Below are 22,775 nucleotides of genomic sequence, written 5' to 3' on the forward strand. Positions count from 1 at the left end.
ACTTTTAGGAAACTTTCTTAAGAGTCATCCGGAGCGCTCCCGGTCACCCCGCCATCCGCCCCCCTCAGGCCGGTCGTGGACCGGCCATCACGTGCATGCGTCAGCCCGCCGACACCGCACGGCGGCGCCCCCCGCCATCTCCCGCATCCCGCCCCTGGAGGATCGATGCTGCTTCGCACGTGGCTCCCCGGCTTGCTCGCCGCAGCCCTGTTCACCGCCCTGACCGGCACCGCGGCGGAAGCCGGCACCATCCCGCCCGGTGCCGCCCGCCACTCGGCCGGCCCCGCGGCCACCTGCACGGTGACCAGCACACTCGCCGGCGACCACTTCACCCCCGTACAGGTCGCCCAGACCGCCAAGAACAACGGCTTCACCGGCAACGGGCTGGTCGTCTCGGTGGCCGTGGCGCTCGCCGAGAGCAGCGGCTGGACCCGCGCGGTGCTGGTCGACTCGGACTGCAGCCGCGACCGCGGACTGTGGCAGATCAACTCGTACTGGCACTCCGAGGTGTCCGACGCACAGGCGTTCGACCCGAACGGCGCCGCGCAGGCCGCCTACCGGATCTCCTCGTCCGGTAACGACTGGACACCGTGGACGACCTACACCAACGGCGCCTACCAGCAGCACATGGCCGAAGCCCAGCAGGCGGTCAACCAGATCGGCGGCGGTGGCGGCGGCAGTACGGGCTGCGGCGGGCTGTCGGCCTGGAACGCCGGTACGGCCTACACCGGCGGGGCGAGCGTGTCGTACAACGGCCACCGCTGGACCGCCAAGTGGTGGACCCAGGGTGACGTGCCCGGTGCGAACGCGCAGAACGTCTGGACCGACAACGGTTCCTGCTGACCCGGCGCGCCTCCCGCGCCGCGAAGGTGCGCTCGGCTCCGGGCGGATCCGGAGCCGAGCGCACTCGTTCTCGCCAGATCGGCGCAGGCCAGAGCATCACAGACCGCACCCGGAGGGTTCGTCGGCGAGACGCAGATCACTCTGGAGCGCGCGTCGCCGCCGACGGGATTCCCCTGCCGGATATGGGGGCAGATGGCCGATAGGGGCGCCGAGGGCCGGTGTCCCGGAACAAGGCGTCAGGGGAGCTCGGATGTCCCTCATGGACAAGGTGAAGAACCTTCTCGGCCAGCACGGCGACAAGGTGGAAGAAGCAATCGAGAAGGCCGGCGACATGGCCGACCGAAAGACCGGCGGGAAGTACTCCGGCCAGATCGACACGGCTCAGGAGCAGGCACGGCGATTCGTGGAGCGCTCCGGCGGCGAAGGCGAGCCCGAAGACCGCGGCAGCCCGGGAGGCGCCGATCCGATGGGCGGTGGCCGGCCGTCTTAGCCCGCCGCCGACCGCCATAGCCCGCTCTGCCGGCCGGCACGGACCACTGCGGCCGGCATAGTCCGCCGTCGGCCGACATGACCGGTCATCGGCTGGCATGACCGGCCGCCGGTCGGCAGAGCAGGCTGTTGGCCGTCATAGGCGCTGCCTGGCCGTCATGACCCACTGCCGGTCCGCGTGACCGACCGCAGGCCGGCGTAACCCGCTGCCGGTCGGCGTGACCTACTGTCGGCCGACAGGGTGGGCCGCGGTCGTCAGGGCGTGCGGCGGGTCCAGCTCGCGACCAGGTACCCGACGCCGTACGGGGCCTCGTCCGCCAGCAGTTCCGCGTCGAACGGGGCGTGTCCGGCCGCCCCGCCGAGGACCTGCCACGGCGCGCGCCCGGCCGCCCGCAGCTCCGCGGCGAGGTCGGCGTCGAGCCCGGTGAGCGCGGCCTGGTCCGCGCCCGCCAGCGCCGTCGCCACCGTCGCGTCGAACCCGGCGGCGCGCTGATCGAAGTAGCCGGGGGCGGCCTGCGTACGGCATGCCGACCCGTCGCCCATGACCAGGAGCGCGACCGTACCGGCGAGGTCCGCGAGCTCCGCGCCGAGCCGGAGGCACGCCGTCGCGGAGGCGTCTTCGGCGACGCTCCGGTACACCGCCGGCCGGTCGCCGATGAGCCATCGGCCGATCGTCAGGGAGAGCGGCAGCAAGGGCTCGCCCGGTCCGATCGTCAGGTCGACGCCGTACGGACGCAGGGTGCCCGCCGCGTCGGCGCCGAAGTCGTGGGTGCGCGGCCCGGAGCCGACCACGACGAGGAGGTCGGCGTCGCCGAGCCGGCGCACGGCCTCGCCGCACGCCGCCCGCAGGCCGTCGAGCTCGGCCGCCGCGCCGCTCGCCACCTCGGGAACGAGCAGCGGCGGATGCGGGCAGACCGCAGCGGAGATCAGCACGCGGCCGCCCCGGGCAGGACGGTCACGGGCAGGAGGACACCAGCGGAGATCAGCACGCGGCCACCCCCGGCGGGACGGTCACAGCCAGGAGGACACCAGCGGAGATCAGCATTCAACGGCCCCTGAGAGCGCGGTCACGGCCAAAGAGGACACCGGCGGCGATCAGCCCCGAGAACGCGATCACGGGCAGGAGGACACCGGCGGCGTGGCGGGCCGGCCGATGCCCGGCATGCCGAGCGGCACGCCCTTCGGCGCGGCGGTGCGCCGCTCCCACGCGTCGCCCGCCCGGGTGCGCCGGACGGCGCGGACCGGTCCGTCCGCGACCAGGTGGTGCGGGGCGGCATAGGTGACGTCGACGGTGACCATGTCGCCCGGGCGAGGGACCTCGGTCTGCCCCTCGCCGAGGCCGAAGTGGACGAGCCGGTTGTCCGGCGCCCGCCCGGACATGCGGTGCGTCCGCTGGTCCTTGCGGCCCTCGCCTTCGGCGACGAGCACTTCGAGGGTGCGGCCGAGCTGCTTCTTGTTCTCGGCCCAGGAGATCTCCTCCTGCAGCGCGATCAGGCGCTCGTACCGCTCCTGCACGACCTCCTTGGGCACCTGGCCGTCCATCTCCGCCGCCGGCGTGCCGGGCCGCTTCGAGTACTGGAACGTGAACGCCCCGGAGAACCGCGCCTCGCGCACCACGTGCAGCGTCTGCTCGAAGTCCTCCTCGGTCTCGCCCGGGAAACCGACGATGATGTCCGTGGTGATCGCGGCGTCGGGGATGGCGGCGCGGACCCGCTCGATGATGCCGAGGTAGCGCTCCTGCCGGTAGGACCGGCGCATCGCCTTCAGCACCGGGTCGGACCCGGACTGCAGCGGCATGTGCAGCGACGGCATGACGTTCGGCGTCTCGGCCATCGCCGCGATCACGTCGTCGGTGAAGTCGCGCGGATGCGGGGACGTGAACCGGACGCGCTCCAGCCCGTCGATCTCCCCGCAGGAGCGCAGCAACTTGGCGAACGCGCCCCGGTCACCGAACTCGGCGCCGTAGGAGTTGACGTTCTGCCCGAGGAGGGTGATCTCGCAGACGCCCTCGGCGACCAGCGCCTCGACCTCGGCGAGGATCTCGCCGGGCCGGCGGTCCTTCTCCTTGCCGCGCAGCGACGGCACGATGCAGAAGGTGCAGGTGTTGTTGCAACCGACCGAGATCGACACCCACGCGGCGTACGGGGACTCGCGGCGGGTCGGCAGGGTGCTCGGGAACGTCTCGAGCGCTTCCTTGATCTCGACCTGCGCCTCTTCCTGGACGCGGGCGCGCTCCAGCAGCACCGGCAGCGAGCCGATGTTGTGGGTGCCGAAGACGACGTCCACCCAGGGGGCGCGCTTGACGATCGTGTCGCGGTCCTTCTGCGCGAGGCAGCCGCCGACCGCGATCTGCATACCGGCGTGGCTCTCCTTGACCGGCCGCAGGTGGCCGAGATTGCCGTACAGCCGGTTGTCGGCGTTCTCGCGTACCGCGCAGGTGTTGAAGACGACGACGTCGGGCGTCGTGTCGTCGTCCGCACGTGCGTAGCCGGCGTCCTCGAGCAGCCCGGCGAGCCGCTCGGAGTCGTGCACGTTCATCTGGCACCCGTACGTGCGGATCTCGTACGTGCGGGGCCGGTCGTCGAATGTCGTGGGCGCGCTCATCTCATAGGAAAGAGTACGCGCGCCGGGCGGCGGACGGAGACTCCGCGACACCAACCCCGCTCGCGGTCCGGCACCCGACGTGAGCCCCGACGGCACGTCCGACAGCGGCGACTCAGGCGCCGCGAGCCCGGACATTCAAGATCGACTTCGGTAGGTCGGATATGTCCCGCCGCAGGCAGGCGCGAGATACAACGTGATCGGATCGGTACCTCATCTCTGGGGTTACCGCAGGCGTTTGACGTACGCTTTGCGCACATGACGGACAGCGGCAAGGAGGCCTTGGAGGCCGAGGTGAGTGGCGGCGGACCGCTCGTGGTGCTTGAGAACGTGAACAAGTACTTCGGCGAGCACCATGTCCTCAGGGACATCGACCTCACCATCCATCGTGGCGAGGTCGTGGTCGTGATCGGCCCGTCGGGCGGCGGCAAGTCGACGCTATGCCGCACGATCAACCGGCTGGAGCCGATCGACGGCGGCACGATCCGGATCGACGGCAAGCCGCTGCCCGAAGAGGGCAAGGCACTGGCGCAGCTGCGCGCCGACGTCGGCATGGTCTTCCAGTCGTTCAACCTGTTCGCGCACAAGACGATCCTGCAGAACGTCACCCTGGGCCCGATGAAGGTCCGGAAGGCGGACAAGACCGAGGCGGAGCAGCGCGCGATGGAGCTCCTCGAGCGCGTCGGCATCGCCTCGCAGGCCGAGAAGTACCCCGCGCAGCTGTCCGGCGGGCAGCAGCAGCGCGCCGCGATCGCCCGGGCCCTCGCGATGCGGCCCAAGGTGATGCTCTTCGACGAGCCCACCTCGGCCCTCGACCCGGAGATGGTCAAAGAGGTCCTCGACGTCATGATCAACCTGGCGTCCGAGGGCATGACGATGGTCGTCGTGACCCACGAGATGGGGTTCGCCCGGGCATCGGCCAACAAGGTCGTGTTCATGGCGGACGGCCAGATCGTGGAGGAGAACACCCCCGGGGAGTTCTTCACCAACGCGCGGAGCGACCGTGCCAAGGACTTCCTGTCGAAGATCCTGACGCACTGACGCGCTCACAGATCTCGACGGACTCAGACCCGAGGAAGAGGAACCGCGGGGAGCGGTTCTCCACAACAGCAGCAGGGGAAGATCATGCGAGTACGTCATTTCGGCTTCGTCGCCGCCGCGCTTGCGACGGCCACGATGAGCGTCACCGGGTGTGCGGCGAAGAAGAACACCACGGTGGTCGACAAGGCCAAGGACGGCAAGAAGATCATCATCGGCGTCAAGTACGACCAGCCCGCCCTCGGTATGAAGACCGGCAGCGGGGTCGAGGGCTTCGACGTCGACGTCGCGAAGTACATCGCCAAGAAGCTCGGCGTCAAGGACGACAGCAAGATCGAGTTCAAGGAGGCCCGGTCGGCCAACCGGGAGACCTTCCTGCAGAACGGCACGGTCGACATGGTGATCGCCACCTACTCGATCACCGCGGAGCGTAAGCCGAAGGTCACGTTCGGCGGGCCGTACGTCGTCACCCACCAGGACCTCATGGTCCGGGCGAACGACAACTCGATCACCAGCGTGCAGTCCCTCAAGGGCAAGAAGCTGTGCGCGGTGTCCGGGTCGAACTCCTGGAAGAACATCACCGAGGGCACCAACAAGCTCAACGTCAAGGTCGCCGCGACCACCGTCCCGGCCCAGGGCTACGAGGAGTGCATCACCAAGCTCAAGGGCGGATCGGTCGACGCGGTGTCCACCGACGCGACCATCCTCGGCGGCTTCGCCGTCCGTGAGGGCTCGGCGGTCAAGGTCGTCAACGCGCCGTTCACCGACGAGAAGTACGGCGTCGGCCTCAAGAAGGGCGACACCAAGACCTGCAACGCCGTGAACGACGCGATCAAGGCCATGTACTCCGACGGCACCGCCAAGCAGCTGTGGGAGAAGTGGTTCGCCAAGGCGAACCTGCCCTTCGACGCGACCGCGCCCACGCCGGAAGGCTGCAGCTGAGCCGCAGGCACGGGATCGGCGCCGGTGGGCCGCACGGGCTCGCCGGCGCCGCTCGTAAGAGGGTAGGAGTGAGATGAACTGGGACGTACTCCTCGACTTCAGTCCGCTCGCGGACAACAGCGGCAAGCTCCTGTCCGCGTTCTGGGCGAACATCGAGATCTCGGTGACGGTGGGCATCCTGTCGCTGGTGATCGGCACGCTCATCACCGCGATGCGGGTCTCGCCCGTCCGGGTGATGCGGATCGCCGGCGCGTTCTACGTCAACACGCTGCGGAACACCCCGCTGACGCTGGTCCTGCTGTTCTGCAGTCTCGGGCTCAGTGACACGCTGAAGTTCAGGATCTCCAACACGTCGACCGTCAACTTCTTCTGGCTGGCGGTCCTCGGCATGTCGTTCTACACGGCGGCCTTCGTGGCCGAGTCGCTGCGGGCCGGCATCAACACCGTGCCGATGGGGCAGGCGGAGGCGGCGCGGGCGATCGGGCTGACCTTCACCCAGTCGCTGCGCATGGTGATCATGCCGCAGGCCTTCCGCGCGGTCATCGCGCCGCTCGGCAGCGTCATGATCGCGATGATCAAGAACACCACGGTGGTCCTGGTCGCGAGCTACTACGAGGCGGCCTCGCTGATGAAGGACATGTTCGAGCAGTACGGCGCCACGCTGCCGATCTTCATCGGATTCGCGGTCGGCTTCATGTGCCTGACCCTGCCGACGGGCTTCTTCTTCAACTGGCTGGCCAAGCGGATGGCGGTGGTCCGGTGACAACCGTGACAGAGACCAAGCCGGCGCCCCGGCGGGCCAAGAAGTCCGAGTCGTCCGTCCTGTTCGACGCGCCGGGCCCCAAGGCGCGGCTGCGGAACAACATCCTGACGCTCGTCTCGGCGATCGTCATCCTCGGGATCATCTACGTCGTCGTCGCCCGGTTCGACAAGGAAGGCCAGCTTCAGGGCAAGCTGTGGAAGCCGTTCATCCAGGGCTCGACCTGGACGGACTTCATCCTCCCCGGGATGGCCGGCACGCTGAAGGCGGCGTTCGCCGGGGCCGTGCTCGCCCTCGTGTTCGGCATATTCTTCGGACTGGCGCGGATGTCGGACCACCGGTGGATCCGGGTGCCCGCCGCGACGATCATCGAGTTCTTCCGGGCCATCCCGCTGCTGATCCTGATCTTCTTCGTCTTCAGCGGGCCGCCGACGATCGCCAACGCGCTGAACCGCGAGTTCCCCGAGGTCACCGCGTTCACCGCGCTGGTCTTCGCGCTGATGCTCTACAACGGCTCCGTGCTGGCGGAGATCTTCCGTGCGGGCATCAACGCGGTGCCCCGCGGCCAGTCGGAGGCCGCGTACGCGATCGGCCTGCGCAAGAGCGGCGTGATGCGGCTCATCCTCATCCCGCAGGCCACCACCGCGATGATGCCGGCGATCGTCAGCCAGCTCGTCGTCCTGCTGAAGGACTCGGCGCTGGGCTGGATCATCTCGTACGAGGACCTGCTGAACACGGGCTACCGGCAGATCCCCACCCAGTACGGCAACCTCATCCCGGCCGCGATGGTGATCGCGCTGCTCTACATCGCGATGAACCTGGCAATCAGCTACCTGGCCACGTGGCTGGAGAAGCGGAGCCGGCGCAGCCGCAAGAGCTCCGCCAAGACGCTCGGCGCAAACCTGACCGGCGAGGTCATGTCGGCGAACTGAGCCGACGGAACACGGACGGGCCGGTGGTCATCCACCGGCCCGTTCGCTTGATCTCGTATGCCTCTGCATGACGCCGGCCGAGGACACCGCGACCAAGTTCGAAGGGACACAGCGCGGCGCGGCTGGTCATGGCGCAAGGCTCAACCGGGGATCAGGCGATTGTGACCTGTCCGTTGACGACCTTTACGGGGATCTTGATCAGCGGTGCAGGCGCCGGTCCCCCGGTCACCTGGCCGTTCTGGTCAAAGGTGGAGCCGTGACAGGGGCAATGAAAACCGGATCCGACGTAGGAGACCGGGCAGCCCTGGTGGGTGCAGGTGGCGTTGAATGCCATGAAGGCGTCCGTCGCCGGGTGCAGCAGATAAGCGCGGGCGCCGTTCGGCGCGGTGAAACTCTTCGATGATCCGACGGGGACGCCGGCAACCGCAGCGATCACCATTCCGGCACCGGCCGTCCCTGGGCTCGGCGAGGCGTCCGGCGCGGTGGAAGTCGGCGACAGGCCAGCGTGGCTCACCGCGGCGCCGGACGGGCGCCGCGCGAGCGCCAGGACGCTGCCGATGGGGACGGCGACCGCGACGACCGCCGCCGCGATCATGCCGCCCCGCACGAGGGCGCGTCGCTCGACGTCGCCCTGTTCGGTCACGTTCTTGTGCGGCGTGGGCCGCGCCGGCAGATCCAGCGTGTGACGCACCGCCGCACGCAGCCAGGCCATCACCGAGAACACTCCGCCGTCGCCCGCTATCAACAGTGGGCTCCATGCGAAGGCGAAACCGATGTCGGCTCCGTAGTAGTACGGCCGGGTGGTCCAGCTCACCGTCAGGAAGAAGCTGAGCGCGAGCACGACGCCGCCGAGGGCTGCGACTCGGGTGAACAGTCCCAGTAGGGTGCCCAGCCCGACCGCAACCTCACCGAAGGCGATCGCCAGCCCCATGACGGTCGAATAGCGGGCACTCAGCGACACCACAGCGCCGACCGGAGACGTCGCAGCGGCGTGCAGCATCTGGGCGTGGACGCCGAGTGGCGAGGCGTCATCCAGGTAGTGCGGATCGAAGATCTTGGAAAGACCGGCGTACAGAAAGGTGACACCGAGAAAGGCGCGTAGCGGCAGAAGCACCCACGCCGGCGACTGCAGTGGGGAATCCATCCGCAACCGAGCCGGCAAACCACTCAGCGGTCCCGCGCGGCGCGAGGTGGTGGAGGACGAGGATGACGGCATGAGGATCAACCTTTCCATCCGGAGTCGGGGCACCAGGTAACGGCGTCGTCAAGTCAAGAGGCGATTACCTGAGTGACTTCCCGCCTGGGCCTGTTACGGAAAGCAGGCCGAGGCACATTTCGTCGCTGGTGCCGTCTCCCCAGACCACGTATCGCGGGGGAAGCTTGCTCAGTTCCGGGAGTTTCCGACGCAGCGTGGCGTCATGGGTGCAGGTGACCCGTACCGTGTCTCCGGGCTTGACGTCGACGGGTGTGGGCAGCGGCGTGAGCTTCTGATTGTCGAAGTCGAATGACGGGACGTCGAGCAGGGTACGGGCTTTGGGGGTTCCGGGATCGAGTTCCACCTTGATCGAGCGTCCGAGCAGGTGCATGTGTCCCAACCCCGCGTACACCGTCATGGGTCGCGGTACCGGGTAGTCGCAGTGCTGGGTGTTGCCGGGCACCGGCTTGCCTTTGCTGCATCGGCTCACCAGTTGCGCCTCGCGGGAGCCTTGGTCGACGCCGAAGCGCTTGGCGACGTCCGCGATGGCTGCGGCGCGGTCGCACAGCGGACCGGACTCGCCGCCGGCGCAGGGCAGTTCTATCGGCGCTTCCAACGGCACCATGGCCAGCGGCTTGGTGGCGGCTGTGCCGTCAGTCAGTCGCAACCGGACTCTGGGCTGGTCCGATGCGCCGGCACGGCCGCCGGTGGCGAGCAGGTTGTAGTGCACCTGAAGGACGAGCAGGCTGCCGGGCTTCAACGGGAATCCGACGTCCTGCTTCAGAAGCGTCTCTTTGTGATTCGGGGTCCAGGTGTCGACCCACGCCCCACCTTGGCTCAAGCCGTCGCCACCGAAGCAGGTCCAGCCCTGGCCCGGCGTCGCGGCGTCCTTGGCGCGTGCTTCTGCCGCGCTCTCGGGTGGGATCGTGTAGGTGATGGCGTGGTGCACGATCGACGGGTTCCCGGGCTCGAACTGGGTTCCGGTCAGGTACGCGGGCTTGGTCAGGTGCGGATCGATCACCAGGCACCGGTACTCATCGGTGCCACCGTTGGGGGCGGACGGCGTGTAGGGCTGCGGCACAGTCAGGTTCACGAATCGCTCGCCGGCCCGCAGTGGTAGCGCCTGTGCCACCGAGGAGGGCATGTGCATCGGACTGGTGTGCCGGCCTCCGCCGTCGGTGGCGGATCCGGAACCCGTCTCGTTCGAGCCACACGCGGCGGCCACCAGCGTCATCGCACCCGTCACAAAAGCGAGTATCCGAAATCGAGTTATCTGTTTCGTCATGATGCCCTTCTCATCTGGAATTCTGTGCACGTGAACGTACGCAGCCATTCCTTACAGTGCGCTTTCATCGTCATCGGCCTTGACCCTGATCATTGGACCTGGGCCTGAACTGCCTGGACCGGGAAGGGTCAGAGTGTTTCGGCTGCGGGGTGGCGGGCGCCGATGCGGGCTGGGATGGCGGTGAGCCCGGCGACGGCGAGCACGGTTCCCACCAGGACGGCGAGGAGCCACCACAGGGGCGGGACGGTGAAGATGCCCTGCCTGAGGATCTTGTTGAGGAGCACGCCTGTGGGGATGCCGAGGGTGGTGCCGATCAGCGCGGGAAGGGCCTGGGCCGCGGTCAGTCCGGCGCTGACCTGCTGGGGGGTCGCACCGAGTGCGCGTGCCAGCGCCGACGAGCGTCTGGCGTCGAGGACCGTCGCCCAGGTGATGAAGAGCATGTTGACGGCCGCCAGGATGACGAGCAGGACGGTGATCATCGCCATGACCTGGTTCATCCGGTCGATGCGGGGATTGTCGACCTCGGAGGAGAGGTGGTCGGCCAGGAAGGAGTAGTTGGTCAAGATCGCCACGATCCCGGTGACTGTGACGGCGATGCTGAGCGCGTTCAGGACGCCGCGGCGGGGTCGGCGGGCGGCCAGTCGCAGGCCGAGGAGCAGCGGGATCGGTAGCCGTGCCGAGAGGGCGATCAGCCATGCCCGGCGCCGGGGCGGGCGGGCGGCGTCGGTCAGCGCGGCGACTGTGCTGGTACGGGCGGCTCGGATGGCGGGAACGAGTGTCGCGGCCACCGCCACCGCCAGGGCGACGGTGACGACGAGCCCCATCGTGGACAGCGTGACCGATGGCGTGTCCGGAGTCCCGACCAGCCCGGCGCCCGCACTGGCGAACAGGGGAGCGATCAGCCATCCGGCCGCCAGCCCGGCCACCGCTGCCGACAACGCCAGGGCCAGATGCTCGGCCAGTAGTACGGCGGCGACCAGCCCGGGCGTGCCGCCGACCGCCTTGAGCAGTCCGACCCGACGGGTCTGCTCCACCATCCGGCGGCCGACCAGCACGGCGACCCCAGCCATCGCGAGCAGGCCGAACAACCAGCTGCCGACCTGCAGTACGAGCTGCTCGTTCTTTACCACCAGGTTGTCCACGTCCCTGATCTGCCGCCAGGACGATTCGGCGGCGGAGTCACTGGAGTGCGCGGCCACGAATGCCGGAGCCGCAGCGGGATCGGCAAGCTTCAGGTTGAGGAGATAGGACAGTGAATCGGGTGTGGTGGCCAGGCTCTGGGCAGCGGTCCGGGTGAGCCACACGAGGCCGGGTGAGGGGCTCCTCGAGCCGTTGAGCCACGATCTTGGGAGAACGGCGCAGCCGGTGTTGCAGAGGCTTGACGGGTAGGCCGGGATGGCGGCGGTGACGGCGGTGCCGACGATGTGGAATGTCCGCCCGCTCAAAGTGACCTGATCGCCGACGTGGACGCCGAGTGCGTCGGCGAAGCTGCGCTCGAACACCACCCCGCCCTCGCTCACCCAGCTGCCCTGTGTGAGCGTGGGCTGGTCGACGGCGGCCGGTGTGCGGTCGCGGCCTGCCGCCATCACCGGCGTGGTGTGGCCACCGGCGTGGAGGATGGTCGAGGCGACCGGGTAGGGCCCGCTGTGGCCGGTGACGGCGGAGGCGTGGATCAGTGCGTCGGCGGACTGGCCGGGACGCATGCTGACCACCAGGTCCGGCCCGGCCGTCGCCGTCCGGGTGTGCTGGTAGGGCTTGTCGGTCACCCCGTAGAGGGCGAGTCCGACCGTCAGTGTGGTGGTGGTGACCGCGATCACCAGGAGGATCAGTACGGCCTCGGCCGGGTGCCGCCGCATGTCGCGGGCGGCGAGCCGGAGAATCACCAGGATACGGCTCACGTCTCAGTCCCTCCGCCCTGCGAAGGCGCCGGTTGTTCCCCTGACCTCGCTCACGAGCACCCCGTCGCGCATCGAGATCAGCCGATCCGCCGTCGCCCCGATCTGGGGGTCGTGGGTAACGATGACCAGCGTCTGCCCGGCTACCCGCAGGCTGTCGAACAGTGCGAGCACCTCCTGGGTGGCGGCGCTGTCGAGGTTGCCGGTGGGCTCGTCGGCCAGCAGGACCAGCGGGTCGGGGCTCAACGCGCGGGCGATCGCGACCCGCTGGCGCTGCCCGCCGGACAGCGCCGTGGGCAGGAAGTCGGTCCGGTCGGCCAGGCCGACGCTCGCCAGCAGTTCCAGGGCCCGCGCTCGTGCCGCTCGCGGCGAGCGTCCGGCCAGCAGCGCCGGGAGCTCGACGTTCTCCACGGCGGTGAGCTCCTCCATGAGGTGGAAGGACTGGAAGATGAAGCCGACGGCCTCGCGCCGGAGCTGCGCCAGGGCCCGTTCGCTCATCTGGTCGACGCGGCGTCCGGCCAGCTCGATCTCGCCCTCATCGGGTCGTTCCAGCCCGCCGAGCAGGTACAGCAGTGTCGACTTCCCGCAACCGCTTGGGCCCATCACCGCCAGCGTCTCGCCCTGGGTGACCTCCAGGTCGACGCCGTCCACCGCGTGGACCAGCCCTGCCGCCCTGCCGAACTTCTTGCGCAACCCGCGGGTGCGTAGTACCGGTGTCATCGTCTGTCCCTTCGCAGGGTCCGGTGTTCCCGAACCGACGATCACGCTAGGTAATGGACGATCCACGGCGATACACAGCTGGGTGGCATCTCGGAAGTGGAGCTAGGTACACCTCCACTTCGGCACTCAGGACCCCAGCGGGCCCAGTCGGTGGCCCTGCACAATGAACGGGACAGACCCGGCCGAGGAGAGCACGGTGAGTGGTGGATCGACCGCCCTGAACACGGGGGCGCCCCGGCACGGGATCGGTGCCGCTGCCCGCGGCCTGGCGTACGGCCTGGCGTTCTGTGGCCTGACGCTCGCCGGAGCCGCCATTCTGCTCGCGGCCCCGGCTCTGGTCTTGGACGTTCTGCTCCCTGGTGCGCCGCTCAGTGGTGGGCCGTCCAGCGGCGACCGCCTCCACCTGTGGCTGGGGCTGGTGGTCACGCTGGTTCCCTGCACCGCGTTGGGCGTGCGATGGGCCGCCGGTCGGGCCGGACCGACGGCGGGGGCCACCCTGCTGGTTCCCCCGGTTCTGACGATCGCCGCCATCCTGACCTACGGTGGCCCGCCTCCCGGTGGCGATCACGGAGCCGTGTGGCTGGCGATCCCCCTGGTCCTCTGCGGCGTGCTGGGCATCCGGTGGGTGGCGTGGGCGACCAGGTCACTGGTCGGTGCCTGCTGCGGCGTGCCCATCGCCGCTCCCTACCAGCCTTTTCCGGGCGCCAGGCAGATCGCCCGCTGGCTGCTCACCGACACCGCGACCGGGCGGGACCTGCTGTGGGCGGCCGTGAACGCAGGCGGCGGCTGCGTCCTGGTCACCGCGCCGCCCGGGCTGATCCTTTACGGGCTGGGCACCATCGACGCGCTCGACACCCCCGTGCAGCACACACTCCAGTTCACCCGGCCTCCCGTGCCCCCCGGACCGCCTCTCCCGCCGCAGCCATACACCGAGCGGCTCACCGACTGGCTGGCCACCCCGCTCAACCCCGGCGGCCTCACCGCCTGGCTCGCCATTCCGCTCGGTCTGGCCATGGTGGCGCTCGGGCTGTACCTCGGTCCGAGGCTGCTGCCGGTCTACGGCCGATTCGCCCGCTCGATGCTGGGGCCGAACCGCCAGGCCGAACTGGCGTTGCGGGTCCGTCACCTCGCCCAGACCAGGTCTGACACCATCGACTCCGGCGCGGCCGAGATGCGCCGGATCGAACGGGACCTGCACGACGGTGCGCAGGCGCGGCTGGTGGCGATGGGCATGACCCTGGACGCCGCTGAAGGACTCGTCGAGGCCAGCCCCGCCGCGGCGCGGGCACTGCTGACCGAGGCCAGGGACTCCTCGATCAAGGCGCTCGAAGAGCTGCGCGACCTGGTCCGTGGCATCCACCCGCCGGTGCTGGCCGACCGCGGCCTGGTCGACGCGCTCCGTGCGCTGGCCCTGGACCTGCCGCTGCGGGTGGAGTTCTCCGGTGAACTGCCCGACCGGCCACCGGCGCCGGTCGAGTCGGCGGCGTACTTCGCGGTCAGCGAACTGCTGGCCAACGTGTCCAAGCACGCGGGCGCCACTCACGTGTGGATCGACGTCGGTTATGCTCGCGGAACGCTTCGGATTGGTGTCACCGACGACGGCCGTGGCGGTGCCGACCCCGCCCAGGGCACCGGTCTGCGCGGCCTGGAGCGGCGGCTCGCCGCCTTCGACGGTGTACTGGCCGTCAGCAGCCCGCGCGGCGGGCCCACCATGGTGAACCTGGAGATTCCGTGCGCGTAGTCATCGCCGAAGACCTCTTCCTGCTGAGGGACGGCATGACCCGCATGCTCCGGGCACACGGGCTGCGGGTCACCGCCGCCGTCGACAACGGACCCGATCTCCTCGCCGCCGTGGCGGCGGACAAGCCGGACGTGGCCATCGTGGACGTACGGCTCCCGCCCACCTTCACCGACGAGGGCCTACGGGCGGCGCTGGAGGCCCGCCGCCAGGTGCCCGGCCTTCCGGTGCTGGTGCTGTCACAGTACGTCGAGCAGCTGTACGCCCGTGAGCTGCTGGCCGAAGGCACCGGCGGCATCGGCTACCTGCTCAAGGACCGAGTGCTGCGCAGCGCCGAGTTCGTCGATGCCGTCCGCCGAGTCGCCGCCGGCGGCACCGCGATGGACCCCGAAGTCATCGCGCGCCTGCTGGACCATAACTCCGCCACCGCTCCCATCGCCGCGCTCAGCCCACGCGAACGCGAAGTGCTCGCCCAGATGGCGGAAGGCCGGTCCAACGCCGCCATCGCCCAGCGACTGGTCATCACCGAACGGGCCGTCGTCAAGCACACGGCCTCCATCTTCCTCAAGCTCGGCCTCCAGCCCTCCGACGACGACAACCGCAGGGTCCTCGCCGTCCTCGCCCACCTGAACCGCTGACCCCCGCCGAAACGGCCTCATCCCACCCGTCTTGGCCACCAGGGGGATGCTGATCGCCGCGCCCCCAGGCGTACTCCCCAGGTCCAGCCCAGCGCAGCCCAGACCGCTCTAGGGAGGACCTCCGGAGCGGGGCGCGCCGGACCGGCAGGCGGTGATCCCGGCCGCGTATCGGGACGTGCGATCTCCTGATCGCCGACCTGGCCGCTCCGGCCACGGGCGAACTCACCCACGCCGAACTGGAAGAACTCTGCGAACAATGGGCGACACCGCACAGCCCGACGGACCGGGCGTTCGTCACCGGTGCGCCGACCCGATCCGACCCCTGCGCGGGCCCGTCCGGCGAGAGCCTGTCGGCGAGCTGAGCCGACGGGACACGGACGGGCCGGTGGTGATCCACCGGCCCGTTTGCGTTTCATGATCGTAGCTGTCAAGTCACCGTTCGAGGTCCCATCAGCGTCCTGTTTGCGAGACGATTCCGATATGACCGCTCGCGCTACCGCTCCCTATGGATCCTGGTCCTCTCCGATCTCCGCCGCCGACGTGGCCCGCGCGCGACTGCGGCTCAGCTTTCCCACCATTCACGGTGATCGCGTGTGGTGGCAGGAGACCCGCCCGGAGAAGGGCGGCCGGACCACGATCGTGCGATCCGGTGTCGACCTGCTGCCCGCGCCGTGGGACGCCCGCACGCGCGTGAACGAGTACGGCGGGCGGTCCTACCTCCCTCTCCCCGACGGGGACGTCGTCTTCGCCAACTATGAGGACCAGCGGCTCTACCGCCTCACCCCCGGTGAGTTGCCCCGGCCGCTGACGCCCGAGCCGGCCCAGCCCGCCGGCCTGCGGTACGCCGACTTCGCCCTGGCCCCCGACGCGCAGCACGTCTGGTGCGTCTGCGAGGGTCACACGACCGCGGGCGTACGCCGGGCGATCGTCGCGGTGCCCGTCGACGGCAGCGCGGCCGACGACGCCCAGGCGATCCGGGAGCTCGTCAGCGGCGCCGACTTCTACGCGTTCCCCACGCCGTCGCCGGAGGGCGGCCACCTCGCCTGGATGCAGTGGAGTCACCCCCGGATGCCCTGGGACGGCACCGAGATCCGGGTCGCCGCCTTCGACGAGAGCGGGACGCTCGACCGGCCGCGAACGGTCAAGGGCGGTCTGAGCGAGTCCGCGCTCGCGCCGACGTGGCTGAGCGAGTCGCGGCTGTACGTCGTGTCGGACTGGCCGGGCTGGTGGAACCTCTACGAGATCGGCCTGCACGGCGAGTCGCCGCAGGCGCTGTACCCGGCCGAGGAGGAGTTCGCCGCGCCGCTCTGGAACCTGGGCGGCCGCCCGTACGCCGTCCTGGACGACGGACGGATCGCGGTGCTGCACGGCCAGGGCGACCAGCGGCTCGGCCTGTACGACCCGGAGACGGCCGATCTGGTCGACTTCGACCTGCCGTACACCGACTGGAAGCCCCAGCTGTCCGCCGACGGGACGAGCATCGTCGGCATCGCGGGCGCCCCCGACATCCCGTGGTCGGTCGTCGTCGTGGACGCCGACACCGGCGAGTCGAAGGTGCTGCGCAGCGAGCTCGACACCCCGCCGGAGGCGGCCTACCTGCCGCTGCCGCGCGCTCAGGAGCTCGAGGGCCCGTTCGGCCGCCCGGTGCACGCCTACGTCTACCCGCCGTCCAACCCGGGCTTCCAGGCACCTGAGGGCGAGCTCCCGCCGTACGTCGTGTTCGTGCACGGCGGCCCGACCGACCACACGACCAGCGTGCTCGACCTGGAGATCGCCTACTTCACCAGCCGGGGCGTCGGCGTCATCGACGTCAACTACGGCGGCTCCACCGGCTACGGCCGCGCCTACCGGGAACGGCTCCGCCGCCAGTGGGGGGTCGTGGACGTCGAGGACAGCGTCGCGGCCGCCGAGGCGCTCATCCGCAGCGGTACCGCCGACCCCGAGCGGCTCGCCATCCGCGGCGGCAGCGCCGGCGGCTGGACCACGCTGTGCGCGGTGACGCACAGCAGCCTGTTCAAGGCCGGCACGTCCTACTTCGGCATCTCCGACCCGCAGAACTGGCTCAAGGAGACCCACGACTTCGAATCCACGTACCTGTACGGGCTGATCGGCCCGATCCCCGGCTTCGAGCGCACGTACGAGGAGCGCTCCCCGATCGCCCGCGCGTCCGAGGTGACCTGCCCCGTCCTGCTCCTGCAGGGGCTGGACGACCCGGTCGTCGCCCCGGCCCAGTCGGAGCGGTTCGCCGAGGCGATGGCGCACAAGAAGATGCCCTACGCGTATCTGGCGTTCGAGGGAGAGTCGCACGGGTTCCGGCGGGCCGGCACCGTCGTCGCCTGCCTGGAGGCCGAGCTCGCCTTCTACGGGCGGACCCTGGGGTTCGAGCCGAAGGACGTGCCCTCGATCGAGCTCACCGTCGACCCGCCGAGCGGCGCCGAGGAGGTCGCCGAGCCGGGCGCTGCCCAGGCGACCGACTGACCCCCGCCGTCCGCGGCACCGGCGGCGGCCGGTCATCCGGTGCCGGGGCGCTCCGGCCGAGCGTCGTCTCCGGGTACCGGAGGGCGGGTGTCGTCGGCCGGGCGGGCGGCGGGCGGCGTCACCCACCCCTGGAAGGCCGCCTGCAGACCGGCCTGGAACCGGGTTCGCGCGCCGAGCCGTGTCATCAGGTCCCGCACGCGGCGCTGCAGCGTGCGGTAGCTCAGGCCGACCTGCCGGCTGATCGCCTCATCGCCCAGGCCGGCCGTGAGCATCGCCACGAGCTGGGCCTCGAACGGTGTCGGGCCGGCCCCGGGGACGTCGGCGGTGTCGTCGCCGGGCACCCGCAGGGGCAGTGCCAGCCGCCACAGCGTCTCGAACAGCGCGCACAGGGCGTCGAGCAGCTCCGAGGAGTGGACGATCGCGCAGCTCTCGATGGCCGAGGCGTCGATCCGCAAGGGCACGATGGCCAGCCGGTCGTCGGCGACCATCATCTTCATGGGAACGCCTGACATGACGCGCGCCTGCTCCCCCGCGGCGGCGATCGGCTCGTGGTGCCCCTTCCACCATCCGTCCACCTCGAGGCTGGCGCGGTCGTAGACCGCCCGGTAGACGACCCCTCGGCGGAGCATCTCGAGCTCGACGTGGTTGGGCAGGTGGGGCTGGTTGACGTACGGCGGGCGGTCGAAGACGCGGACCTCGTGACGGGCGCCGCGCTGCAGCTGCTCGGTCCGCTGCATCACCGCCTCGCGGCCCGCGACGATCTCGACCAGTTCGGCGGGGTGCCGGGTGCCCAGCGCCCGTTGGTACGTCTCGGCCAGCTGCCGCGCGGCGGCCCGGACGCGGCTGAGCTCCGCCTCGCGTTCGAGGACGAGGGTCTCCAGGGCGACGTCCGGTGGGGCGGCGATGTACTTCTCCAGCTGGCCGGACATCCGGCTCACCAGCCCCGCGTCCTCGAGCACGCGAAGTGAGGCCCTGACCTGCTGCGGAGACAGGCCGGTCGATGCCGCGAGCGCGTCGGCCGACGCTCCGGGCACCTCGATGAGGCTGCGGTAGACGGCCTCGTCCGCGGAATCCAGGCCGAGAGCATCCAGCACAAAGCTGATCTTGCCAGCTCGGGCCGCTCAGCGGGCCAAAGCACGTCAATGACGTGAAAGCGCCGCACTGTGGATCTTCCGCCGCGACGTCACCGCGGTGATCATCCAACTGCCCCCATCCCCCACGAAGGAGTTCCCGTTGAACCCACTCCGCCGGCGCATACGCGTCACCACGGCGGCGGGCGTCCTGCTGATGGCCGTCGCGGCCCCCGCCCCCGTCTCCGCGGCCACCGCGGCGACGCCGGGCTCGACGACCGCGGTGCCCGGATCGCGTCCCCTCCCCGGTTCGTCGTCCGGCAAGCGGATCACACTGATCACGGGCGACGTGGTCGCGTACGACGCCCATGCCGACAAGGGCGAGGACGTGAAGGTCACCGCAGCGCGACGTGCGGACGGCAGGCCGGTGGGCTTCTTCCAGCGCCGCCAGGGAGACGCCCTGTACGTGATCCCGTCGGACGCGCTCGGTCTGATCGGCACCGGGCGGCTGGACAAGAGCCTGTTCGACGTCGCCTACCTGGCGCGCTCCGGCTATGCCGACGACGCGTCCGCGCGCATCCCGGTGATCGCGCAGTACGGCGGCGCGGTCCGGGACGCCAAGGCGTTGTCCCGGCAGGCCGACGCCCTGCCGGCCAACACCTCCTCCCGGCCGCTGACGGCGATCCACGGAGCCGCGTTCGGCGTGGCCAAGTCCGCGGTGCGGACGTTCTGGGACACGGTCGCCCCCGCCGCCGGTGACGCGCAGCCGAAGGCGCTGGCCGATGGGCTGAGCAAGCTCTGGCTGGACCGCAAGGTGACCGTCACCCTGGACAAGAGCGTGCCGCAGATCGGCGCGCCCGAGGCCTGGAAGAAGGGCCTGGACGGCAAGGGCGTCAAGGTCGCCGTCGTCGACACGGGGATCGACCTGCACCACCCGGACTTCGCCGGCCGGATCGGCGACACGGCCAACTTCAGCGCCGAGAGCAGCGTTCAGGACGGCCACGGGCACGGCACGCACGTCGCCTCGATCATCGCCGGCAGCGGTGCGGCGTCGGGCGGCCGCTACAAGGGCGTGGCCCCGGGCGCCACGCTGCTGGCCGCCAAGGTCCTCGACAACCGCGGCAGCGGTGCCGACTCACAGGTCATCGAGGGGATGCAGTGGGCGGCCGAGCACGGCGCCAAGGTGATCAGCATGAGCCTGGGCAGCCAGCCCACCGACGGAACCGACCCGGCGAGTCAGGCCGTCAACGACCTCACCCGGCAGTACGGGGCGCTGTTCGTCATCGCCGCGGGCAACTCCGGTCCGAACGCGGGGACCGTCGACTCGCCGGGCACCGCCGACGCCGCCCTCACCGTGGCCGCCGTCGACAAGCAGGACAAGCTCGCCGACTTCTCCAGCCGGGGCCCGCGGGTGGGCGACTTCGGCCTGAAGCCGGACATCGCGGCACCCGGCGTGGACATCGTGGCCGCCCGTGCCGCCGGCACGAACCTCGGCACCGCGGTGGACGCGAACTACACCACCCTCAGCGGAACCTCGATGGCCACACCGCACGTGGCCGGAGCGGCGGCGATCCTCGCGCAGCAGCACCCGGACAAGTCCCCCTCGTGGCTCAAGTCCGTGCTCACGGGCACCGCCCACGACGACGGCTACGGGACCTTCGAACAGGGCGCCGGCCGGGTCGACGTGGCGCAGGCCGTGACCGGGCAGGTGCACGCCGACGGCGACCTGAACTTCGGCCTGCTCTCCTACCCGCAGTCCGGACCGGTGACCAAGACGATCACCTATGTCAATGAGGGCGATCAGCCCGTCACGCTCGCCCTGGCCCTCACGCTCAAGGCGCACGCGGGCGGCACCCCGGACAAGGGGATGCTGTCCGCCGACCACGACACGGTGACCGTGCCCGCCGGCGGTACGACGCCCGTCAAGGTCACGCTCGACCCGGCGAAGGGCCCGGCGACCTGGTACGAGGGCACCGTCCGCGCCACCGGATCCGGCGTGCGCGTCACGACGGCGATCGGCGCGTACGAAGAGGCCCGGAAGGTGAGGCTGACCGGGCACGTCATCCCGCCCGACGGCGCCACCGACGTGACGTACAGCGGCTGGGCCTTCATGCGCGTCGACGACCGCGACGACCTGGACTACGGGGTGAGCATGGGCGCGGGCCAGGACGCCGCCGCCGACGTCTACCCCGGCGCCTTCACCCTCACCACCTATGCCACCTGGCGAGACGCCGACCACCGGATCAACTCCGCGCTGGTCACCGCCCCGGAGGTCGACGCGGATCATGACACCGCCGTGACACTCGACCTCCGCAAGGCGCGGAAGGTCAGCGTACGGACGCCCAGACCGACGGAGGGCTACGCCGCGGAGTTCGGCCTCCGGCGCGTCCCGGCGACCGGGACCGGCTACCTGACGCTGACCGCCGATATGCCGTACGGCTCGCTGAACATGTGGATGCTGCCGACCAGGAAGGTCGCCCAGGGCACCTTCCTGGCGTTCAGCCAGCACCTGCTCGGCGTCCCGCCGGTCACCATGCAGGGACGGTGGCGAGGAGCACCGGCCCTGCACCCGGAGTACCAGCCGTACTGGAAGGACCAGTCCGGCGCGGTGCCGATGCTGAACGGCCGCCTCCGTCTTCCGCTGGTCGACGGCGGCCACGGAACCACGGCGGACCTCCAAGGCGTCGACGTTCGCGGGAAGCTCGTCCTGCTGTCCCTCGACGACATCTGCACCACCACCTGCACGGCCAACGCCCTCGAGCGCGTCAAGAACGCCGCGCAGGGCGGGGCCGCCGGCGTGCTCGGCTTCGGTGGCACCGCACGGTCGTTCTTCGACCCGGCACGGGCGTGGCCGCTGTACCCGATCCCGACGATGAGCCTGACCGCCGAGGAGGGCCGGGCGCTGCTCACCGCCGTACGCGCGGGCAAGGCCGACGTCGACGTCACGGGCGTTCCGAACACGCCGTACGTCTACTCGCTGAAGTTCTACGAGAACGGTCGCATCCCGGACCGCCTCCGCTACTCGGTGGGCGCCAAGGACCTCGTCGAGACCGCCGGCAGATTCCACCTCGACCGCGCGGGACGCGTCAACGAGACCTGGTACGCGACGCACCGCGGCGAACCCGGCTCCCCCGGCGACCTCAGCCTCGACGCTCCCGCTCCCGGCAGCCGCACCGAGTACGTCGGCCCCGTCTCACCGGACGTGCTCTGGCAGCGCGACGTGGCGTTCACCTACGACGACCCGGGCGGGGACTACTACCACCGCGACGGACGGCAGTACACCTACGTCGACGCGTACACCAGGCCGGACCGGCGGACGGCGGACTGGGGCGCCCAGCCCATCGTCCCCGGCGACGACCCGCCGACGGCGAGCCTCAACGCGCGGTTCCCCGGATCCCGGCAGTGCTTCTCCTGCCGCACCGGTGACCTACTCGTGACGGCCCTCCCCGTGGTCGGCGCCGGCCCCGCGCCGAGCGGCAAGAGCGCCTTCGCATGGAGTGCGAACGGAGTCTCGCAGTACGGCGGAAAGGAAGAGCAGCACCTCTACCGCGCCGACGGCACCGAGGTGCCGCTGGTCGTGCAGAAGGCCATCCTTGGAATCTTCGCCTTCCCCGTGCCCACCTTCACCCTGCCCGAGGGCGAGGCCGCGTACCGGCTCACCGACAAGTACCACACCCCGAACCCGCTCCAGCGATTCGCCACCGACGTCGACACGGAGTGGACCTTCCGCTCGGCACGTCCGCAGGAAGGGATGACCTCCCTCCAGGACGGCCTGTGCGTGGGCTGGCTCGTGACCCAGGCCATCAAGCCCTGCGCGCCGATGCGCACCCTCAACCTGCGGTACGACCTGGGCCTCGATCTGGACAACCGGCTGCCGCGCGGCACGCACAGGATCCGGATCGGCGGCTACCACGGCTCACTCGGCGACTCCGGTGCCCGGCTCACCCGCCTGAAGCTGTGGGTCACCTTCGACGACGGCGCCCACTGGACGCAGGTCGCGACGAGGGCCGAGGGAACCGGATTCACGGCGGCGATCACCAATCCCGCGGCCGCGGCGGGCCGGGACGCGGTCGGGCTGCGTGTCCAGGCGACGGACACCGAAGGCAACACGATCGACCAGACGACCCACCGGGCCTACGGCCTCAGATAGC

At 70.3% G+C, this 22,775-nt stretch carries 17 protein-coding genes; 10 read left to right on the forward strand and 7 right to left on the reverse strand.

What is annotated here, in order from left to right:
- Window positions 1-165: 165 nt before the first annotated feature.
- Together AB0I04_RS29915 and AB0I04_RS29920 are read left to right on the forward strand one after the other, a co-directional pair.
- Window positions 166-843 carry a carbohydrate-binding protein gene (locus AB0I04_RS29915; protein ID WP_360891588.1) on the forward strand — a complete coding sequence of 226 codons (678 nt, stop codon included), beginning with the start codon at window positions 166-168 and terminating at the stop codon, window positions 841-843.
- Window positions 844-1,093: 250 nt separating this feature from the next.
- A complete protein-coding gene (locus AB0I04_RS29920; RefSeq protein WP_360891591.1) occupies window positions 1,094-1,333 on the forward strand; it encodes an antitoxin in 240 nt (79 codons plus the stop codon).
- A gap of 254 nt (window positions 1,334-1,587) precedes the next feature.
- Here the strand turns inward: AB0I04_RS29920 and AB0I04_RS29925 are convergent, their stop codons facing one another.
- A complete protein-coding gene (locus AB0I04_RS29925; protein WP_360891593.1) occupies window positions 1,588-2,265 on the reverse strand; it encodes a class III extradiol dioxygenase subunit B-like domain-containing protein in 678 nt (225 codons plus the stop codon).
- Window positions 2,266-2,445: 180 nt separating this feature from the next.
- Window positions 2,446-3,936, reverse strand: coding sequence for a tRNA (N6-isopentenyl adenosine(37)-C2)-methylthiotransferase MiaB (gene miaB, locus AB0I04_RS29930; RefSeq protein WP_360891596.1), 1,491 nt, complete (start codon window positions 3,934-3,936; stop codon window positions 2,446-2,448).
- Between the two features lie 255 nt (window positions 3,937-4,191).
- On the opposite strand from miaB, the gene AB0I04_RS29935 reads away from it, so the two are divergent.
- The 4 genes from AB0I04_RS29935 to AB0I04_RS29950 all read left to right on the forward strand — a co-directional run bounded on the left by AB0I04_RS29935 (window position 4,192) and on the right by AB0I04_RS29950 (window position 7,605).
- On the forward strand, window positions 4,192-4,974 hold the full coding sequence (locus tag AB0I04_RS29935) for an amino acid ABC transporter ATP-binding protein (RefSeq protein WP_360891599.1): 783 nt from the start codon (window positions 4,192-4,194) through the stop codon (window positions 4,972-4,974).
- A gap of 84 nt (window positions 4,975-5,058) precedes the next feature.
- A complete protein-coding gene (locus AB0I04_RS29940; protein WP_360891602.1) occupies window positions 5,059-5,913 on the forward strand; it encodes a glutamate ABC transporter substrate-binding protein in 855 nt (284 codons plus the stop codon).
- Between the two features lie 73 nt (window positions 5,914-5,986).
- The gene (locus tag AB0I04_RS29945) at window positions 5,987-6,676 is read left to right on the forward strand and encodes an amino acid ABC transporter permease (protein WP_360891604.1); all 690 of its coding nucleotides are present in this window, start codon (window positions 5,987-5,989) and stop codon (window positions 6,674-6,676) included.
- A gap of 5 nt (window positions 6,677-6,681) precedes the next feature.
- Window positions 6,682-7,605, forward strand: a complete 924-nt coding sequence (locus AB0I04_RS29950) for an amino acid ABC transporter permease (protein WP_360891607.1) — start codon at window positions 6,682-6,684, stop codon at window positions 7,603-7,605.
- Window positions 7,606-7,756: 151 nt separating this feature from the next.
- Here AB0I04_RS29950 and AB0I04_RS29955 read toward each other — a convergent pair whose 3' ends face one another.
- The 4 genes from AB0I04_RS29955 to AB0I04_RS29970 form a co-directional block, all read right to left on the reverse strand.
- Window positions 7,757-8,821 (reverse strand): Rieske 2Fe-2S domain-containing protein, encoded by a 1,065-nt coding sequence (locus tag AB0I04_RS29955; RefSeq protein WP_360891610.1) that lies wholly within the window; start codon window positions 8,819-8,821, stop codon window positions 7,757-7,759.
- A 64-nt stretch (window positions 8,822-8,885) separates the two neighbouring features.
- The gene (locus AB0I04_RS29960; RefSeq protein ID WP_360891613.1) at window positions 8,886-10,034 is read right to left on the reverse strand and encodes a monooxygenase; all 1,149 of its coding nucleotides are present in this window, start codon (window positions 10,032-10,034) and stop codon (window positions 8,886-8,888) included.
- Window positions 10,035-10,213: 179 nt separating this feature from the next.
- A complete protein-coding gene (locus AB0I04_RS29965; RefSeq protein WP_360891615.1) occupies window positions 10,214-11,983 on the reverse strand; it encodes an FtsX-like permease family protein in 1,770 nt (589 codons plus the stop codon).
- A gap of 3 nt (window positions 11,984-11,986) precedes the next feature.
- Window positions 11,987-12,700, reverse strand: a complete 714-nt coding sequence (locus AB0I04_RS29970; protein ID WP_360891619.1) for an ABC transporter ATP-binding protein — start codon at window positions 12,698-12,700, stop codon at window positions 11,987-11,989.
- A 196-nt stretch (window positions 12,701-12,896) separates the two neighbouring features.
- On the opposite strand from AB0I04_RS29970, the gene AB0I04_RS29975 reads away from it, so the two are divergent.
- The 3 genes from AB0I04_RS29975 (at window position 12,897) to AB0I04_RS29985 (ending at window position 17,554) form a co-directional block, all read left to right on the forward strand.
- Complete coding sequence (locus tag AB0I04_RS29975; RefSeq protein ID WP_360891622.1) at window positions 12,897-14,441, forward strand: histidine kinase; 1,545 nt, start codon at window positions 12,897-12,899, stop codon at window positions 14,439-14,441.
- Window positions 14,432-15,076 (forward strand): response regulator transcription factor, encoded by a 645-nt coding sequence (locus AB0I04_RS29980; RefSeq protein ID WP_360891625.1) that lies wholly within the window; start codon window positions 14,432-14,434, stop codon window positions 15,074-15,076. Before AB0I04_RS29975 ends, AB0I04_RS29980 begins: the two co-directional genes overlap by 10 nt.
- A 480-nt stretch (window positions 15,077-15,556) precedes the next feature.
- Window positions 15,557-17,554, forward strand: coding sequence for a prolyl oligopeptidase family serine peptidase (locus AB0I04_RS29985; RefSeq protein WP_360891628.1), 1,998 nt, complete (start codon window positions 15,557-15,559; stop codon window positions 17,552-17,554).
- A 32-nt stretch (window positions 17,555-17,586) separates the two neighbouring features.
- Here AB0I04_RS29985 and AB0I04_RS29990 read toward each other — a convergent pair whose 3' ends face one another.
- A complete protein-coding gene (locus tag AB0I04_RS29990; protein ID WP_360891630.1) occupies window positions 17,587-18,648 on the reverse strand; it encodes a helix-turn-helix domain-containing protein in 1,062 nt (353 codons plus the stop codon).
- A 139-nt stretch (window positions 18,649-18,787) separates the two neighbouring features.
- Between AB0I04_RS29990 and AB0I04_RS29995 the strand changes: the two genes are divergently transcribed.
- Entirely contained in the window at window positions 18,788-22,774 is a 3,987-nt protein-coding gene (locus tag AB0I04_RS29995) for a S8 family serine peptidase (protein WP_360891633.1), read from the forward strand.
- Window position 22,775 lies beyond the last annotated feature (1 nt).

The organism is Actinoallomurus sp. NPDC050550, from assembly GCF_040655075.1.
Taxonomy (GTDB): Bacteria; Actinomycetota; Actinomycetes; order Streptosporangiales; family Streptosporangiaceae; genus Actinoallomurus.

Coding starts and splice junctions, on each gene's coding strand:
- AB0I04_RS29915 (WP_360891588.1), top strand. CDS start 166: ATGCTGCTTCGCACGTGGCTCCCCGGCTTGCTCGCCGCAGCCCTGTTC.
- AB0I04_RS29920 (WP_360891591.1), top strand. CDS start 1,094: ATGTCCCTCATGGACAAGGTGAAGAACCTTCTCGGCCAGCACGGCGAC.
- miaB (WP_360891596.1), bottom strand. CDS start 3,936: ATGAGCGCGCCCACGACATTCGACGACCGGCCCCGCACGTACGAGATC.
- AB0I04_RS29935 (WP_360891599.1), top strand. CDS start 4,192: ATGACGGACAGCGGCAAGGAGGCCTTGGAGGCCGAGGTGAGTGGCGGC.
- AB0I04_RS29940 (WP_360891602.1), top strand. CDS start 5,059: ATGCGAGTACGTCATTTCGGCTTCGTCGCCGCCGCGCTTGCGACGGCC.
- AB0I04_RS29945 (WP_360891604.1), top strand. CDS start 5,987: ATGAACTGGGACGTACTCCTCGACTTCAGTCCGCTCGCGGACAACAGC.
- AB0I04_RS29955 (WP_360891610.1), bottom strand. CDS start 8,821: ATGCCGTCATCCTCGTCCTCCACCACCTCGCGCCGCGCGGGACCGCTG.
- AB0I04_RS29960 (WP_360891613.1), bottom strand. CDS start 10,034: ATGACGCTGGTGGCCGCCGCGTGTGGCTCGAACGAGACGGGTTCCGGA.
- AB0I04_RS29970 (WP_360891619.1), bottom strand. CDS start 12,700: ATGACACCGGTACTACGCACCCGCGGGTTGCGCAAGAAGTTCGGCAGG.
- AB0I04_RS29985 (WP_360891628.1), top strand. CDS start 15,557: ATGACCGCTCGCGCTACCGCTCCCTATGGATCCTGGTCCTCTCCGATC.